At 71.8% G+C, this 16,212-nt stretch carries 14 protein-coding genes; 7 read left to right on the plus strand and 7 right to left on the minus strand.

What is annotated here, in order from left to right; translation table 11 throughout:
* Nucleotides 1–66 precede the first annotated feature (66 nt).
* A complete protein-coding gene (locus ACFVXG_RS05585; protein ID WP_387924597.1) occupies nucleotides 67–687 on the plus strand; it encodes a LysE family translocator in 621 nt (206 codons plus the stop codon).
* Here ACFVXG_RS05585 and ACFVXG_RS05590 read toward each other — a convergent pair.
* Complete coding sequence (locus ACFVXG_RS05590; protein ID WP_387924599.1) at nucleotides 684–977, minus strand: hypothetical protein; 294 nt, start codon at nucleotides 975–977, stop codon at nucleotides 684–686. The two genes, ACFVXG_RS05585 and ACFVXG_RS05590, sit on opposite strands and share 4 nt — an antisense overlap.
* A 158-nt stretch (nucleotides 978–1,135) precedes the next feature.
* Here ACFVXG_RS05590 and ACFVXG_RS05595 point away from each other — a divergent pair, with 158 nt between their 5' ends.
* Nucleotides 1,136–1,429 (plus strand): hypothetical protein, encoded by a 294-nt coding sequence (locus ACFVXG_RS05595; protein ID WP_387924601.1) that lies wholly within the window; start codon nucleotides 1,136–1,138, stop codon nucleotides 1,427–1,429.
* A 14-nt stretch (nucleotides 1,430–1,443) separates the two neighbouring features.
* On the opposite strand, the gene ACFVXG_RS05600 is transcribed toward ACFVXG_RS05595, so the two are convergent.
* The 5 genes from ACFVXG_RS05600 to ACFVXG_RS05620 all read right to left on the minus strand — a co-directional run bounded on the left by ACFVXG_RS05600 (nucleotide 1,444) and on the right by ACFVXG_RS05620 (nucleotide 8,341).
* Complete coding sequence (locus ACFVXG_RS05600; protein WP_387924603.1) at nucleotides 1,444–2,640, minus strand: XdhC family protein; 1,197 nt, start codon at nucleotides 2,638–2,640, stop codon at nucleotides 1,444–1,446.
* A gap of 142 nt (nucleotides 2,641–2,782) precedes the next feature.
* Nucleotides 2,783–4,267 carry an NCS2 family permease gene (locus tag ACFVXG_RS05605; protein WP_387924605.1) on the minus strand — a complete coding sequence of 495 codons (1,485 nt, stop codon included), beginning with the start codon at nucleotides 4,265–4,267 and terminating at the stop codon, nucleotides 2,783–2,785.
* Nucleotides 4,268–4,605: 338 nt separating this feature from the next.
* Nucleotides 4,606–6,972: a xanthine dehydrogenase subunit D gene (gene pucD / locus ACFVXG_RS05610; protein ID WP_387924607.1), complete on the minus strand. Its 2,367-nt coding sequence runs from the start codon at nucleotides 6,970–6,972 to the stop codon at nucleotides 4,606–4,608.
* Nucleotides 6,969–7,457, minus strand: a complete 489-nt coding sequence (locus tag ACFVXG_RS05615) for a (2Fe-2S)-binding protein (RefSeq protein ID WP_350505861.1) — start codon at nucleotides 7,455–7,457, stop codon at nucleotides 6,969–6,971. The genes pucD and ACFVXG_RS05615 overlap by 4 nt, the downstream gene beginning before the upstream one ends.
* Nucleotides 7,454–8,341, minus strand: a complete 888-nt coding sequence (locus ACFVXG_RS05620) for an FAD binding domain-containing protein (protein ID WP_387924609.1) — start codon at nucleotides 8,339–8,341, stop codon at nucleotides 7,454–7,456. Before ACFVXG_RS05620 ends, ACFVXG_RS05615 begins: the two co-directional genes overlap by 4 nt.
* 399 nt (nucleotides 8,342–8,740) lie before the next feature.
* Between ACFVXG_RS05620 and ACFVXG_RS05625 the strand changes: the two genes are divergently transcribed.
* Nucleotides 8,741–10,333: a PucR family transcriptional regulator gene (locus ACFVXG_RS05625; protein WP_387924611.1), complete on the plus strand. Its 1,593-nt coding sequence runs from the start codon at nucleotides 8,741–8,743 to the stop codon at nucleotides 10,331–10,333.
* A gap of 169 nt (nucleotides 10,334–10,502) precedes the next feature.
* Here the strand turns inward: ACFVXG_RS05625 and ACFVXG_RS05630 are convergent, their stop codons facing one another.
* Entirely contained in the window at nucleotides 10,503–11,639 is a 1,137-nt protein-coding gene (locus ACFVXG_RS05630; protein ID WP_387924613.1) for an alpha/beta hydrolase, read from the minus strand.
* Between the two features lie 310 nt (nucleotides 11,640–11,949).
* Here ACFVXG_RS05630 and ACFVXG_RS05635 point away from each other — a divergent pair, with 310 nt between their 5' ends.
* From ACFVXG_RS05635 to ACFVXG_RS05650, 4 genes are read left to right on the plus strand one after another with little or no spacing between them, the layout of a single operon-like run.
* A complete protein-coding gene (locus ACFVXG_RS05635) occupies nucleotides 11,950–12,969 on the plus strand; it encodes a sugar ABC transporter substrate-binding protein (protein ID WP_387924614.1) in 1,020 nt (339 codons plus the stop codon).
* Nucleotides 12,966–14,006 (plus strand): ABC transporter permease, encoded by a 1,041-nt coding sequence (locus ACFVXG_RS05640; RefSeq protein WP_387924616.1) that lies wholly within the window; start codon nucleotides 12,966–12,968, stop codon nucleotides 14,004–14,006. The genes ACFVXG_RS05635 and ACFVXG_RS05640 overlap by 4 nt, the downstream gene beginning before the upstream one ends.
* A complete protein-coding gene (locus ACFVXG_RS05645; RefSeq protein WP_387924618.1) occupies nucleotides 14,003–14,908 on the plus strand; it encodes an ATP-binding cassette domain-containing protein in 906 nt (301 codons plus the stop codon). Before ACFVXG_RS05640 ends, ACFVXG_RS05645 begins: the two co-directional genes overlap by 4 nt.
* Nucleotides 14,905–16,008, plus strand: coding sequence for an ROK family glucokinase (locus tag ACFVXG_RS05650; RefSeq protein WP_387924620.1), 1,104 nt, complete (start codon nucleotides 14,905–14,907; stop codon nucleotides 16,006–16,008). The genes ACFVXG_RS05645 and ACFVXG_RS05650 overlap by 4 nt, the downstream gene beginning before the upstream one ends.
* Nucleotides 16,009–16,212: the final 204 nt, after the last annotated feature.

Here is a 16,212-nt window from a genome sequence, read left to right on the forward strand (position 1 = left end):
CCGTACCCCGGCCCGGACTCGGGCGGCCCGCAGCGGCCGCGCGGGGCTGTGAGAGCATCGCGGTCCATGGAGATGACGACTGCCCTGTGGTCCTTCGCCCTCGTCGTGGGGCTGCTCACGCTCGCGCCCGGGCCCGATACCGCGGTGATCCTGCGGACTTCCGCGCTCGGGCGGCGGAGTGAGGCGTGGGGGGTGGTGCTCGGGGTGCAGACCGGGACGTTGATCTGGGGGACGGCGTCGGCGGCCGGGGTGACGGCGCTGCTGACGGCCTCCCAGGTGGCCTACCAGGTGGTCCGCTGGGTCGGCATCGGGTACCTGCTGTGGCTCGGCGTGAAGCTGCTCCGGAGCCGGGGCGAGGAGACGGCGGCGAGCGAGGACGCGGCCGCCGGCGGGTTCGTGCAGGGCTGGCGCCGTGGCGCGTTCACCAATCTGCTGAACCCCAAGGTAGGCGTCTTCTACGTGGCCGTGCTGCCGCAGTTCATCCCGGCCGGGGCCCCGCACTTCGCCGCCGGGGTGGCGCTGACCTGCGTGCACGTCGTGGAGGGCCTGCTCTGGTCGACGGTCCTGCTGGCCTTCGCCCAGGTGCTGCGGGGCTGGCTGCGCCGTCCGGCCGCCCGGCGCCTGATGGACCGGGTGACCGGCGTGGTGGTGGTGGGCTTCGGCGTGAAGCTCGCCCTGGCCGACTAGCGGCCCAGCCGGGACAGGCCTTCGCGCAGGTCCTCGGCGTTCATGCAGATGTGGGTCTGGACGGTCGCGTTGAACTCCAGCCAGAACGGCTCGCAGATGGACGGCAGGGCGGCCTCGTCCGCAACGTCGATCACGATGATCTGGGCGCGGCGGCCGTTGCGGTTGAAGAAGTAGGCCGCCTCGGGTTTGAGGTCGGCCATGATCCGTTCGAACTTCTCGCCCACCGTCCCGTCGGCGATCTGCCGGTTGGTGGTCGGGGTGTCGATCTCGATGTCGAGCAGCACACGCATGGCCGCTGCTCCTTCCCCGGGCTCGGGGTGAGTCCGCACCTCCAGACTCCCGCTGCCGACTACCGTCCGCAACGTCACCCGGGCGGTCGCAGCGAGTGGCCGGTGCGGACGGTCCGGGCTGCACTGGGTACGCCGTTTCCCAACCGAAGGAGCCTCTGATGGCGATCGTCGTGGTCTTCGACATCCCCGGTGCGACCCAGGCCCAGTACGACGCGGCGATCGCCGCACTGGTCGGCCCCGGCAAGAGTTTCAACGTGCCGTCCGACCTGCCGGTGCCCGGCCTGATCTCGCACGTGGCCGGCCCGCGCCCCGGCGGCTGGCACGTCACCGACGTCTGGGAGTCCCAGGCGGCCTTCAACGCCTTCACGGCCGTGCTGATGCCGATCCTGGCGGGAGTCGGCATCCCGGCCGTCCCGCCGAAGGTCTTCGAGGCCCACAAGTACGTGCACTAGGACGAGCGAGGGCGTCACGCCGCGTGCGGTGAGCGCCGGTCGGCGGGCTCCTGGGACTCCTGCGACTCCGGTGCGGCGGTGTCGTGGTGGATCGGTCCGTCGCCGGCGCTCAGCGGCAGGCAGCTGCCGCCGCGGCGGTGGGCGATGATCTCGGCGGCGACGGAGACGGCGGTCTCCTCGGGGGTGCGGGAGCCGAGGTCGAGGCCGATGGGGGAGCGCAGCCGGGCGAGTTCGGTGTCGGTCAGTCCGGCTTCGCGGAGCTTGGCCTGCCGGTCGCGGTGGGTGCGCCGGGAGCCCATGGCGCCGACGTAGCCGACCGGGAGACGCAGGGCGCGTTCGAGCAGCGGGACGTCGAACTTGGCGTCGTGGGTGAGCACGCAGAGCACGGTGCGGCCGTCGAGCCGGCCGAGCTGGGAGTCCAGGTAGCGGTGCGGCCAGTCGACGACGACCTCGTCGGCCTCGGGGAAGCGCCGGGTGGTGGCGAAGACGGGTCGGGCGTCGCAGACGGTGACGTGGTAGCCGAGGAACTTGCCGATCCGCACCACGGCGGCGGCGAAGTCGATCGCGCCGAAGACGAGCATCCGGGGCGCGGGCACGTAGGACTCGACGAAGCAGGTGACCGTGCCGCGGTCCTCCTCGTCGCAGGGCCGGCCGTCGAGTCCGAGGACGATCCGCCCGGTGTGCCCGGCGTCCAGCATGGCCCGGGCCTCGGCGATGAGTGCCCGCTCCAGCGCGCCGACGGTGGACGGTCCGACCGAGAGCGCCCCGACGGCGCCGTCGGCGGTGACGGCGAGGGTGGCGCCGAGGAGTCCGGCCGGTCCGGCGATCACCCGGGCGAGGGCGACGGGCGTCCCGTCGGCGATGTGGGCGAGGCCGGCGTCCATCCCCGGGTCGGTCCCGGGCACGACCGGCTGGACGAACACGTCGAGGACTCCGCCGCAGGTCAGGCCGACGGCGAAGGCGTCCTCGTCGCTGTAGCCGAAGCGTTCCAGGACGGGTTCGCCGGATTCGAGGGCGGCCTGGCAGAGCTCGTAGACGGCGCCTTCGACGCATCCGCCGGAGACGCTGCCGACGGCCTCCCCGGCGGCGTCGACGGCCAGGGCCGCGCCGGGGTCGCGCGGGGCGCTGCCGGAGACGCCGACGACGGTGGCCACGGCGAAGGAGCGCCCGGACGCGTGCCAGGTCTGCAGCTGCTCGGCGATGTCCTGCATGTCGGATGCTCCTTACACGGTTTCGACAGTAGCGGGGGACGCCGCCGTACGGGAAACGATCCCGTACGGCGGCGGTGGTGATCAAAGGCCGGTGATGGTCAAAGGCCGGTGACGGCCGAGGACGGTGACGCCCGGGGAGCGGTCAGTGCACGCCCAGCCAGGACTTGACCGGGCTGAGTGCGAAGTACAGGACGAACACGCCGGTGAGGATCCACATCAGCACTCCGGGCTCGCGCCACTTGCCCTGGCCGGCCTTGATCACCGTGTAGGAGACGACGCCGGCGGCGACGCCCGCGGTGATGCTGTAGGTGAACGGCATCAGCACGCAGGTCAGGAAGGCCGGGATGGCGACCTCGCGGTCGGACCAGTCGATGTGCCGGGCCTGGCTCATCATCATCGAGCCGATCACCACCAGGGCGGCGGAGGCGACCTCGACCGGGACGATGCCGGCCAGCGGCGAGAAGAACAGCATCAGGGCGAACAGGCCGCCGGTGACGGTGGAGGCGAGGCCGGTGCGGGCGCCGTCGCCGACGCCGGTCGCGGACTCGACGAAGACGGTCTGCCCGGAGGCGCCGGCCAGGCCGCCGACCGCGCCGCCGGCGCCGTCGATGAACAGGGCCTTGGACAGGCCGGGCATCCGGCCCTGCTTGTCGGCGAGCCCGGCCTCGGTGCCGACGCCGATGATGGTGGCCATCGCGTCGAAGAAGCCGGCCAGCACCAGGGTGAACACGGCCACGGAGGCGCTGATCGCGCCCAGGCCCTTGCCGCCGAAGGCGCCGAACAGGTCGACGTGGCCGAAGAGGCTGAAGTCGGGGGCGGCGACGGGGCTGCCGGGCCACACCGGGACGGAGTTCGCCCAGGCCTTGGCGGGTACGTCGGCGAGCTTGTTGACGACGACGGCGACCACGGTGCCGCCGGCGATGCCGATCAGGATCGCGCCGCGCACGCCGCGCGCCATCAGCACGAAGATCGTGAGCACGGTGAGGCAGAAGATCAGGACGGGCCAGCCGGAGAGTTCGCCGAAGGGGCCGAGCGACAGCGGGGTGGGGCCGCCGGTGTGCACGAAGCCGGCCTTGTAGAGCCCGATGATGGTGACGAACAGGCCGATGCCGATGGTGATCGCGTGCTTGAGCGGCAGTGGGATGCCGTTCATGATCTTCTCGCGCAGTCCGGAGACCACCAGCAGCACGATCAGCAGGCCGTAGATCACGCACAGGCCCATGGCCTGGGACCAGGTGGTGTGGGGTACGACGAGCGCGGAGACCGCGCCCGAGACCGAGAGCCCGGCCGCCAGGGCGAGCGGCACGTTGCCGACCACGCCCATCAGGATGGTGGTGACGGCGGCCGCGAGGGCGGTGGCGGTGGTCAGCGCGGCGTGGTCGAGCTTGACGCCGTTGACGTCCGCGCCGCCGAGGATCAGCGGGTTGAGCAGGATGATGTACGCCATCGCCATGAAGGTGGTGAGGCCACCACGCAGTTCGTTGGCGAGGGTCGAGCCGCGGGCCGAGATCTTGAAGTACGCGTCGAGCGCGCCCTTGGGCTCCGCTGCCGGGGGAGAGGGGTGGGTCTCGTCCTCGGCGGGTCTGTCTGCTTCAGTGGTGCCGGGCTCCGTGGGGATCCTGGTCATGTCCACTCCCAAGTGTCAAAGGGGGTTGGGGTGGGCGAGCCGACCTGACTGCCAGTCAACGAAGTTGGCACAGGGGGACGGTATCGACTCACTGGAGGCACTCGTCGGAGAGTGCCTGCGGTGCGGGTGGGGTGCTGCGGTACGGCAGGTGCAGGTGCACGTACGGGTGGTGCACGTACGGGTGGTGCAGGTGCGGGTGGTGCGCACCACTGCGGAACCCCGGCGTGGGCAGGGCAGCGGATGTGGGGGGTCCCGGGGCGGCGGGGAAGACGTGTCGCCGCCCCGGGAAGTACGGCCGTGGTGGGGCCTGTGGAGCCTGGCTGGTCGAACTCCCGGGATCAGCCGGGCTGTTCGGTGGTCAGGTGCTCCGGCCGGACCGGGATCCGGTTGAGCGCGAGCCCGGTCGCGTTGCGGATCGCCGCCACGATCGAGGGGGTCGCCGACACGGTCGGCGCCTCACCGACGCCGCGCAGCCCGTACGGGGCGTGCGGGTCGGGCAGTTCGAGGACGTCCACCGGGATCGGCGGGGTGTCCAGGATGGTGGGGATCAGGTAGTCGGTGAAGGAGGCGTTGCGCACCTTCCCGTCCCGGACGATGATCTCCTCCATCACGGCGAGCCCGAGCGCCTGGGTGCAGCCGCCCTGGATCTGGCCGACCACGGAGAGCGGGTTGAGCGCCTTGCCGACGTCCTGGACGGCGGTCAGCTCGACCACCTTGACCAGGCCCAGCTCCACGTCGACGTCCACCACGGCGCGGTTGGCGCAGAAGGTGTACTGGACGTGGCCGAAGCCCTGGCCGGTCTCCTTGTCGAAGGCCTGGGTGGGCCGGTGGTGGTGCTCGCGGGTGAGGTCGATGGCCTCGTCGCCGAGCAGGTCCACCATGGGGACGAGCACGCCGGCGCTCTCCGAGACGACCTTGCCGCCGGTCAGCGTGATGTCCTTGTGGGTCCAGCCGTAGCGGCGCCGGCCCTTCTCGATCAGCTCCCGCCGGACGGCCTCGGCGGCGAGCTTCACGGCGCCGCCGGTCATGTACGTCTGGCGCGAGGCGGAGGTCGAACCGGCCGATCCCACTTCGGTGTTGGCCGGGTGGATGGTGACCTGCTCGACGCCCAGCTCGGTGCGGGCGATCTGGGCGTGCACGGTGACGCCGCCCTGGCCGACCTCCGCCATCGCGGTGTGCACCATGGCGACCGGCTCGCCGCCGATCACCTCCAGGCGCACCCGGGCGGTGGAGTAGTCGTCGAAGCCCTCGGAGAAGCCGACGTTCTTGATGCCGACCGAGTAGCCGACCCCGCGCACGATGCCCTCGCCGTGCGAGGTGTTGGAGAGTGCGCCGGGCAGCGCGCGCACGTCCAGGTGCTCGGTGTCCAGCGGCGGCGGCAGCGGCATGTCCTTGGCCCGCTGCAGCAGTTCGGCCACCGGGGCGGGGGAGTCGATCTGCTGGCCGGTGGGCATGAAGTCGCCCTCCGACATCGCGTTCAGCTGCCGCAACTCGACCGGGTCCATGCCGAGTTCGGCGGCCAGCTTGTCCATCTGGGTCTCGTAGCCGAAGGCCGCCTGGACCGCCCCGAAGCCGCGCATCGCCCCGCAGGACGGGTTGTTGCTGTAGAGCGCGATGGCGTGCATCTTCACGTTCGGGATCACGTACGGGCCGTGTCCGAGCGAGGCCGCGTTGCCGACGACGGCGGGGGAGGCGGAGGCGTACGCGCCGCCGTCCAGCACGATCCGGCAGTCGGCGAAGACCAGCTTGCCGTCGCGGGTGGCGCCGTGCTCGTAGTGCATCCGCGCCGGGTGGCGGTGGACGTGCCCGTAGAAGGACTCGTCCCGGGAGTACACGATCTTGACCGGCTTGCCGGTGTGCAGGGCCAGCAGGCAGGCGTGGATCTGCATCGAGATGTCCTCGCGGCCGCCGAAGGCGCCGCCGACGCCGGCCAGGGTGAGCCGGACCTTCTCCTCGGGCAGGTCCAGCACCGGGGCCATCTGCTCCCGGTCCACGTGCAGCCACTGGGTGGCGATGTAGAGGTCGATGCCGCCGTCCTCGGCGGGCACGGCCAGGCCGGACTCGGGGCCGAGGAAGGCCTGGTCCTGCATGCCGACCTCGTAGTCGCCGCTGACGATGACGTCCGCCAGCGCCCGCACCTCGTCGGTCACGCCGAGGCCGGAGACCAGCCGCTGCTCGTGGCAGATGTTGCCGTACGCGTGGGACTTGTACTCGTGCGGCTCGTGCACGTACCCGTGGGTCTCCGGGTCCAGGCACTGCTCCTCGGTGACGATCGGGGTGAGCACCTCGTACTCGACCTTGATCTTCTTCACCGCGCGCCGGGCGGTCTCCGGGTGGTCGGCCGCGACCAGGGCGATCGCCTCGCCGTGGTAGCGGATCCTGTCGATCGCCAGGGCGGGCTGGTCCTGGATCTCCAGGCCGTAGTACTTGGCGCCGGGGATGTCCTCGTGGGTGAGCACCGCGTAGACGCCGGGCACCTTGAGCGCCTCGGAGATGTCCACCGAGAGGATGTTCGCCCGGGGGTGCGGCGAGCGCAGCGCCATGCCCCAGAGCATGTCCTCGTGCCACATGTCCGAGGAGTAGGCGAACTCGCCCTTGACCTTCAGGTTGCCGTCCGGGCGCAGCGGCGAGCCGCCGATGCCGTCCTTGGAGGCCTGGTTGATGTTCTGCAGGTTCTTCTGGCCCTGGATCGTCCGGGTACTCATGCCGTAGCCCCCTTGCCCGAGCACTTGCGGGCGGAGGCGAGCCGCACCGCGTCCATGATCTTCTCGTAGCCGGTGCAGCGGCACAGGTTGCCCGACAGCGCCTCGCGGATGTCGTTGTCGCTCGGCTGGGAGTCCTGCTCCAGCAGGGCGTCGGTCTGCACCAGCAGCCCGGGGGTGCAGAAGCCGCACTGGACGGCCCCGGCGTCGATGAACGCCTGCTGGACCAGGCCCAGTTCGCCGTTCTCGTCGGCCAGGCCCTCGACCGTGCGCACCTCGCGGTCCTGCACCTGGCCGGCCGCGACCAGGCAGGAGCAGACCGGCACGCCGTCCAGGTAGACGGTGCAGGAACCGCACTCGCCCTGCTCGCAGGCGTTCTTCGAGCCGGGCAGGCCGACGCGCTCGCGCAACACGTAGAGCAGGCTCTCGCCCTCCCACACGTCGTCGGCCTCGACCGGCTTGCCGTTGGCGGTGAACGTGACCCTCATGCCGCGCTCCTGATCTGCTTGCTGTAGTCGTTCCAACACCAGGTGAGGGTGCGGCGGGCCATCACGGCCAGGGAGTGGCGCCGGTAGTCGGCGGTGCCCCGGACGTCGTCGATCGGGGAGGCGGCGGCCTTCACCAGCTCGCCGAAGCGCTGGATGACCTCCGTGCCCAGCAGCTCCCCGGACTCCCAGAGCCCGCGCTCGGCGAGCACCCCCTGGAGGTACTCCTCGGCCTCGACGGCGCGGCGCGGCGTGGGGGCAGCCGAACCGATACCGGTGCCGACGGTGCCGTTCTTCGGGTGAAGGGCGAAACCGAAGGCGCAGACCGCGATCACCATGGCGTTGCGGGTGCCGATCTTCGAGAACTGCTGCGGGCCGTCCGCGACCGGGATGCGTACGGCGCGGATCAGCTCGTCCGCCTCCAGGCTGTTGCGCTTCACCCCGACGTAGAACTCGTCGATCGGGATCAGCCGGGTGCCGCGCACCGAGGCCGCCTCGACGAACACGTCGCGGCCGGCCGCCAGCAGCGCGGGGTGCGCGTCACCGGCCGGGGAGGCGCCGCCGAGGTTGCCGCCGACGCCGCCGCGGTTGCGGATCTGCGGCGAGCCGACGGTGTGGGCCGCCAGGGCGAGCCCGGGCAGCGGCCCGGCGAGCTCCGAGATGATCCGGGCGTACGGGACGGAGGCGCCGAGTCGGACGACGCTGCCGTCGTTCGTCCATTCGGTGAGCTCGGTGACGCGGTTCAGGTCGAGAATCGCGGATGGCCGGTGCACGTCGAAGTTCAGCTCGACCATGACGTCCGTGCCGCCCGCGATGGGCAGCGCGGTCGGGTACTCAGCCTTCGCCGCGAGAGCCTCGTCCCAGGTGGCGGGCCGAAGGAACTCCATGCGGGTTTCTCCTCAAGTCTTCGCCGGCCGGGTGTCCGGTGGCGTTTCGCCCAGTGAACTCCTGTGACGCGGCCCACTGGCAGTCACCGATGGCATGAAGCCCCGGCTGTGAGCCCGCCCGGCATCCTGTACGTTCCTCTAAGCAGGAGAATCCGCAGCCCAGGTGTTCGCCGAGTGCTACCTACGACCGTAATCCGGCCGTGATTCGCGGGCTACGGGCCCGTAACCCGACCGCTCGCTGGTACGTAACGCCGAGCACGTATGTTCGGGCACACTGTCACCCCCGGACCGCGTGCCCGGCCGCCTCCACCCCCCGATCCGGCCCCCACCCCGCCCACCGGCCCCGAGCCCCACCCGCTCGTCCCACCCCCTGTTCCAGCCCCCGTTAGGAGTCCGCGGATGCGTGTCCGTGACCTGCTCGCCCCCGGCGCCCCCCGACTGCGCCTGCTCGCGGCGGAGGAGGAGCTGGACCGGCAGGTCAGCGGCGTGATGACCACGGACCTGCACGACCCCGGCCGCTACCTGCACGGCGGCGAGCTGGTGCTCACCGGGATGCTCTGGCGCGGCGGCCCCGCCGACTCCGAGCGCTTCGTGCGGACCATCGCGGCCGGCGGCGCGGTCGCCCTGGCGGCCGGCGAGGCCGAGGTCGGCCCGGTGCCCGAGGACCTGGTCGAGGCCTGCCGCCGGCACCGGATGCCACTGCTGGCCGTCCCCGACGACATCGCCTTCGGCACCGTCACCGAGTTCATCGGCCGCCAGGTCTCCGCCGACCGCGCCGCCGACCTGGCCGCCCTGGTCGACCGGCACCGGCTGCTGGTCTCGGCGGCCGGCGGCGGCGGCCTGGACGCCGTGCTGGACCTGCTCGGCGGCGACCTCGACCTGGACTGCTGGGTGCTCACCCCGACCGGCGCGGTGATCGCCGGCCCGGCCGACCGGCTCACCGCCGAGGACCGCGACCAGCTGGTCCGCGCCCACCTGGCGGCCCAGCGCCAGCGCCGCCGCCCCCCGCACCGGGCCCGACTGGCCGCCGGCGCCTACTCGCTGCTGCCCGCCGCGGCCTCCGCCGAGCACGAGGCGCCGCTGGTCGACTGGGTGCTCGCGGTGGCCGGCGACGTCACCGAGTGGACCACCAAGCGCCAGCAGCTCGCCGAGAACCTGGCCCGCCTGGTCGCCGCCGAGCGCCAGCGCCGGGACGAGGGCCGCCGGCTGCGCCGCCGACTGGCCGACGAGCTGCTCGCCCTGCTGCGCCGCGACGCCGACCCGGCCGAGATCAGCCGCACCCTGTACGCGTCCTCGGCGATGGCCGCCCGCTACGAGAGCCCCGAGCCCAAGTCCCCTTCCCAGGAGGCCTCCTGGCTGGTGCTCAGCGCCGAGGGCACCGGCCTGCCGGAGGGCACGGTGCGGGCCGTGCTGGAGGAGGCGCTCGGCGGCACCACGGACCGCGCCCTGGTCGCCGGGGCGGGCAACGGCGCCGTGGTGGTGCTGCCCGTACTGGACAGCCCGGTGCCCGCCGACACCCTGCGCGAGCTGCTCGCCCCGCTGGAGGCCGGGCTGGGCTCGGAGGGCCGGATCACCCTGGGCGTCTCCGCCCCCGCCTCCGAGGCGGGCGGCCTGCGCGGCGCCCTGGAGGAGGCCCGGCACGCCCGCCGGATCGCCGCCGCCCGGGTCGGCCGGGTCTGCGTGGCGGGCCCGGAGGAGCTGGCCTCGCACGTGCTGCTGCTGGCCGCCGTCCCGGACGAGGTCCGCCGGGCGTTCCGCAGCCGGCTGCTGGACAAGGTGATCGCGTACGACATCGAGCACCAGGCGGACCTGGTCCGCACCCTGGAGGCCTTCCTGCGCTCGGACGGCTCCTGGACCCGCTGCGCCGGGCAGCTGCACGTCCACGTCAACACCCTGCGCTACCGGATCGGCCGTATCGAGGAGCTGACCGGGCGGGACCTCTCCCGCCTGGAGGACCGGGTGGACTTCTACCTGGCGCTGGAGCTGGCCTGACCGTTCCTCGGGCCGGTACGGACCTGACCGGTTCCTGACCCGTTCCTGGTCGTTTCCCGACCGTTTCGGGGCTTCTCCTGGGAAGTCGCCGACAGAGCCGACAGAACCGACAGAACGGCCGAGGGCCCGCCGCGAACGTTCGCGGCGGGCCCTCGGCGGTGGCGGTCGGTCACTGCACGGGGATGATCGTGGTCAGCCACTCGAAGGCGCTCGGGACCATCCGCTTCCACATGTCGGTGGTGTGCGGGCCGGTGCTCTCCTCGACCTGGACCTTGGTCGGCTCCTTGGCGGCGGCGGCGATCGCCTGGCCGTCCTCGTAGCCGTCGCCCTTGGCGCCGCTGACCAGCAGGGCGACCTTCGGCGGCTGCTGGGCGGACTTGAGGATGTTGACCGGGTTGTTCGCCTCGCGCAGCTTCGGGTCCTTGCCGACCAGCGAGTCGCCCTCGGTGGCCGGGTCGTTGTAGCCGGACATCGCGATGGCGGCGCGGTAGCGGTTGGGGTGGGCGACCGACAGCTTGGCCGCGCAGTGGGCGCCGGCCGAGTAGCCCGCGATCGCCCAGCGGTCCGCGGACGGGTCGGCGCGGAAGTTGTCCATCACCATCTGCGGGACGTCGCGGGTGATCCAGGCGTCCGCGTTGATCTTGCCGGGGATGTCGGTGCAGCCGGCGTCCTGGTGGCTGCCCAGCAGCAGGGTGCGCGGCGAGACCAGGATGAAGGGCGCGACCTTGCCCTGCTGCATCAGCGGCTTGAGCTGCTCGGAGACCTTCAGGGTGCCGTACCAGGTGGAGGAGGAGCCCGGGTAGCCCGGGATCAGCTCGACCACCGGGAACTTCTTGTCCTTGAACGCCGGGTCGTTGTACTGCGGCGGCAGCCAGACCAGCACCTCGCCGTCGACCCCGGACACCTGGCCCTTGAGGTCGGTCTTCTGGACGTCGCCGGGCACCGCCGGGTCGTTCACGCCGCCGAACTTCTGCAGCACCTTCGGCGGCTGCTTGGCGGCGTCGCCGGACTGGCCGTTCTGGCCGTTGCCGGCCGGGTCCACCGGCGGGACCGAGGGCACGGCCCGGACGTGGTCACCGGTGCCGAGCAGGTCGTCCCAGTTGCCGTAGATCAGGTTCGCGTTGTTGACCATCACGAAGACCATCAGGACGGCGGTGACCTGGCAGAACATGATCATGACGATCCGGGACAGGGTGCGCACCGGCTGGGGGCCGCGCACCTTCCCCCAGAAGAGCAGCGCCACTGTGATGGACACCGGCACCAGGATGACGGTGAGGATGAAGAATGGCGTACCTGTCAGTTCCATCAAGTTCTCGTATCCGGGTCGCTCGCCGCCCGGGCCCCACTCGCCCGAACGCACGTCAATGGCATCAGACGGCAGTCGACGGATGATCGGTTGCCGTCCGAATCTGTGCGGAACCTGAGAGGAACATCACGTTTCCGAGCTGTTCCCGCTTCGGGTCGGCGCCTAGTCTGTCACCCGGACGGTCGTGGTCCGGACCAGATGTTCAGCGAACTTCCAGGAAGGTCCCCCGGGGCACCTTACCTGCCGCGCCGATCGCACTGCCGGGCGAGGCGGTGCGATCCCGCGCGGCCGGGCCAGAGAGACTATGGGGATGAGCACTACCCGCTTTCGCCCGTCCCGCCGCTTCTGGCCCGTGTGCGCCGTCCTGGCCCTCGCGGTCACCGCGGCCGGTTGCAGCAGTACCGGAGGCAGACGCGCCGAGGAGGCCCGCGCCAAGGCCGCGGCCGCCGGCGGCAGCGCCGTGACCACCCCGCGCTGGAAGGTCGCCATGGTGACCCACGCCGGCGCCGGCGACGCCTTCTGGGACAGCGTGCGCAAGGGTGCCGAGCAGGCCGCCGCCAAGGACAACATCACCTTCCTGTACTCCAACGACGCGCAGACCCAGAACCAGGTCCAGCTCGTCCAGGCCGCCATCGACCAGAAGGTCGACGGCCTGCTGGTCACCCTCGCCAAGGGCGACGCGATGGCCGACGTCCTCGGCAAGGCCAAGGCCGCCGGCATCCCGGTGATCACGATCAACTCCGGTCAGGAGTTCTCGGCGAAGTTCGGCGCGCTGACCCACATCGGCCAGGACGAGTCCTCGGCCGGTCAGGCGGCCGGCGCCGAGCTGGCCTCGCGCGGCCGCAAGAACGTGCTGTGCGTGATCCACGAGCAGGGCAACGTCGGCCAGGAGCAGCGCTGTTCGGGCGCCCAGTCCAAGGCGGGCGGCGGCTTCCAGGTGCTCTACGTCAACGGCGTCGACATGCCCGACGCCCGGGCGTCGATCTCCGCCAAGCTCCAGGCCGACCCCTCCATCGACACCGTGCTCACCCTCTCCGGCCCGATGGCCGCCACCGGACTGCAGGCCGTCCAGGACGCGCACCGCGGCGTGGAGCTGGACACCTTCGACCTGGGACCGCAGGTGGTCGCCGGGCTCAAGTCCGGCAGCGTCGGCTTCGCCGTCGACCAGCAGCCCTACCTCCAGGGCTACGAGGGCGTCGACCTGCTCTGGCTGTACAAGTCCAACCTGGACATGCTCGGCGGCGGCAAGCCCGTCGCGACCGGCCCGCAGATCCTGACCAAGGACAACGCCGACGCGCTCGCCGAGTACGTGGCGAGGGGGACCAGGTGAGCGGCTCGACCACCCCGGACCTGCTCGTCCAGGACCGCCCGGCCGCCCTGCGGCGCCTGCTCGCCCGCCCGGAGCTCGGCTCGCTGATCGCCGCCGTCGCGGTGTTCGCGGTCTTCGCCGCCGCCGCCGAACCCTTCCTGCGGGTCTCCTCGCTGGGCACCGTGCTCTACGCGGCGTCCACCATCGGGATCATGGCCGTGCCGGTCTCGCTGCTGATGATCGGCGGCGAGTTCGACCTGTCGGCCGGCGTGCTGGTCACCACCGCCGCGCTGACCTCCTCGATGGTCTCGTACCAGTTCACCGCCGTCACCTGGGTCGGCGTCCTGGTCTCGCTGGCCACCACGCTGGCGATCGGCGGGTTCAACGGCTGGATGCTCGGCCGCACCAGGCTGCCCAGCTTCATCGTCACCCTGGGCACCTTCCTGATGCTGACCGGCGCCAACCTGGGCGTCACCAAGGCGGTCTCCGGGACGGTCTCCACCAAGTCGATCTCGGACATGCAGGGTTACCAGACCTGCCGGTGGCTGTTCGCCTCCGAGGTGAACATCGGCGGGCTGACGGTCAAGGCCACCGTCTGGTGGTGGCTCGGCCTGCTGGTGATCGGCAGCTGGGTGCTGCTGCGCACCCGCTTCGGCAACTGGGTCTTCGCCGTCGGCGGCGACGCGGCCGCCGCCCGCGCGGTCGGCGTGCCGGTCGCCCGGACCAAGACGGTGCTCTACCTGGGCGTCGGCTTCGGCGCCTGGGTGCTCGGCCAGCACCTGCTGTTCTCCTTCGACACCGTGCAGTCCGGCGAGGGCGTCGGCAACGAGCTGATCTACATCGTCGCGGCCGTGATCGGCGGCTGCCTGATCACCGGCGGCTACGGCTCGGTGGCCGGCTCCGCGCTCGGCGCGCTGATCTTCGGCATGGCCAGCAAGGGGATCATCTACGCCCAGTGGAACCCGGACTGGTTCAAGTTCTTCCTCGGCGCGATGCTGCTGCTGGCCGCGCTGCTCAACGCCTACGTCAAGCGCCGGGCGGAACGGGGTCCGCGATGAACGACGAACTCCTGAACGACGAACTCCGCTCCGGTACGGAGCTGTTGGCGCTGGAGGGCGTGGGCAAGACCTACGGGACGGTCCGCGCGCTGCAGGACGTCTCGCTGACCCTGCGGGCCGGCGAGATCAGCTGCGTCCTGGGCGACAACGGGGCCGGCAAGTCCACCCTGATCAAGATCATCGCCGGGCTGCACCGGCACGACGAGGGCGTCTACACCGTCGGCGGCGAGGAGGTCCGGCTCGACTCCCCGCGCCAGGCCCTGGACCGCGGCATCGCCACCGTCTACCAGGACCTCGCCGTCGTCCCGCTGATGCCCGTGTGGCGCAACTTCTTCCTCGGCTCCGAGCGGGGCACCCGCCGCTGGGGCGGCCTGCGGCTGGACGCCGAGGGCATGCGCGCCACCACCCGCGAGGCGCTCGCGCGGATGGGCATCGACCTGCACGACGTCGACCGGCCGATCGGCACCCTCTCCGGCGGACAGCGCCAGTGCGTGGCCATCGCCCGCGCCGTGCACTTCGGGGCCAAGGTGCTCATCCTGGACGAGCCGACCGCGGCGCTCGGCGTCAAGCAGTCCGGGGTGGTGCTCAAGTACGTCACCGCGGCCCGCGACGCCGGGCTCGGGGTCGTCCTGATCACCCACAACCCGCACCACGCCTACCTGGTCGGCGACCACTTCACCCTGCTGAAGCGGGGGCGGATGGCCGGCAGCCACCCGCGCGCCGAGATCAGCCTCGAACAGCTGACCACCGAGATGGCCGGCGGCTCCGACCTCGCCGAACTCTCGCACGAGCTGGCCCGTCCGTCCGTACCCGGTACCACCGAAACCGGTGATACCGGACCCGGCAATACTGAACCCGGCATCACCGAACCCGACTCTCGTGAGGAGCGTCCGAAGCCGTGAACAGCCCCCAAGGCAGCACTCGGCCGGCCGTCCTGCCGACCCTGCTCGGCCTCGGCCCGCGCGCCGAGCGCCGCCGCCGCGCCCTGCCCGCGGGCATACTGCGGCTGCCCACCATCGGCGTCGACATCGGCGGCACCAAGGTGGTCGCCGGGGTCGTCGACGGCGAGGGGAAGGTGCTGGAGAAGCTCCGCACCGACACCCCGCACAAGAGCAAGAGCGCCAAGGTCGTCGAGGACGTGATCGTCGAGCTGGTGCTCCAGCTCGCCGACCGGCACGACGTCCACGCGGTCGGCATCGGCGCGGCCGGCTGGGTCGACGCCGACCGCTCCCGGGTGCTCTTCGCCCCGCACCTCAACTGGCGCAACGAGCCGCTCCAGCAGGTGCTCAGCGAGCGGCTGCGGTTCCCGGTGATCGTGGAGAACGACGCCAACGCGGCGGCCTGGGCCGAGTGGCGCTTCGGCGCCGGGCGCGGCGAGGACCACATGGTGATGCTCACCCTGGGCACCGGCATCGGCGGCGCGGTCGTCCGGGACGGCTACGTCGACCGCGGCAAGTACGGCCTGGCGGGCGAGTTCGGGCACATGCAGGTGGTGCCCGGCGGCCACCGCTGCCCGTGCGGCAACCGCGGCTGCTGGGAGCAGTACTCCTCCGGCAACGCCCTGGTGCGGGACGCGCGGGAGCTGGTCGCCGAGGAGTCCCCGGTGGTGCAGTCGCTGCTCGCCCGGGCGGGCGGCACGGTCGAGGGCATCACCGGGCCGCTGGTCACCGAGGCCGCCCGGGAGGGCGACCCGACCGCCACCGAGCTGCTCTACGAGGTCGGCACCTGGCTCGGGGTCGGCATCGCCAACCTGGCCGCCGGCCTCGACCCGGGGCGCTTCGTCATCGGCGGCGGCGTCTCCGAGGCCGGCGACCTGCTGCTCGGCCCGGCCCGGGACACCTTCCGCCGCACCCTGACCGGCCGCGGCTTCCGGCCCGAGGCCAGCATCGTCCACGCGGCCCTCGGCAACGAGGCGGGGCTGGTCGGTGCCGCGGACCTGGCGCGCCAGGTCGCGCGGCGGTTCCGCACCATCAAGCGGCGGCGGGTGGAGCGCGCGCTGTAGGGGTGGGGCGGGTGACGGCCTTCGGCGAACGGGTTTCAGCGAACAGATAACAGATAACGTTATCTGTTCGCTGAAATCTGAAAGTTGAAATCTGTCAGCTGTCACCCGTCGGCCGTCATCCGTCGCACTCGCCTCGTCCGCCCCCTCCGTCACGTCAACTACCCGTTGGTAGCTGTGCGTTGTGGTTGTCGGAGTCATGCCTCC

It is taken from the genome of Kitasatospora sp. NPDC058162, assembly GCF_042884005.1.
Lineage (GTDB): Bacteria > Actinomycetota > Actinomycetes > Streptomycetales > Streptomycetaceae > Kitasatospora.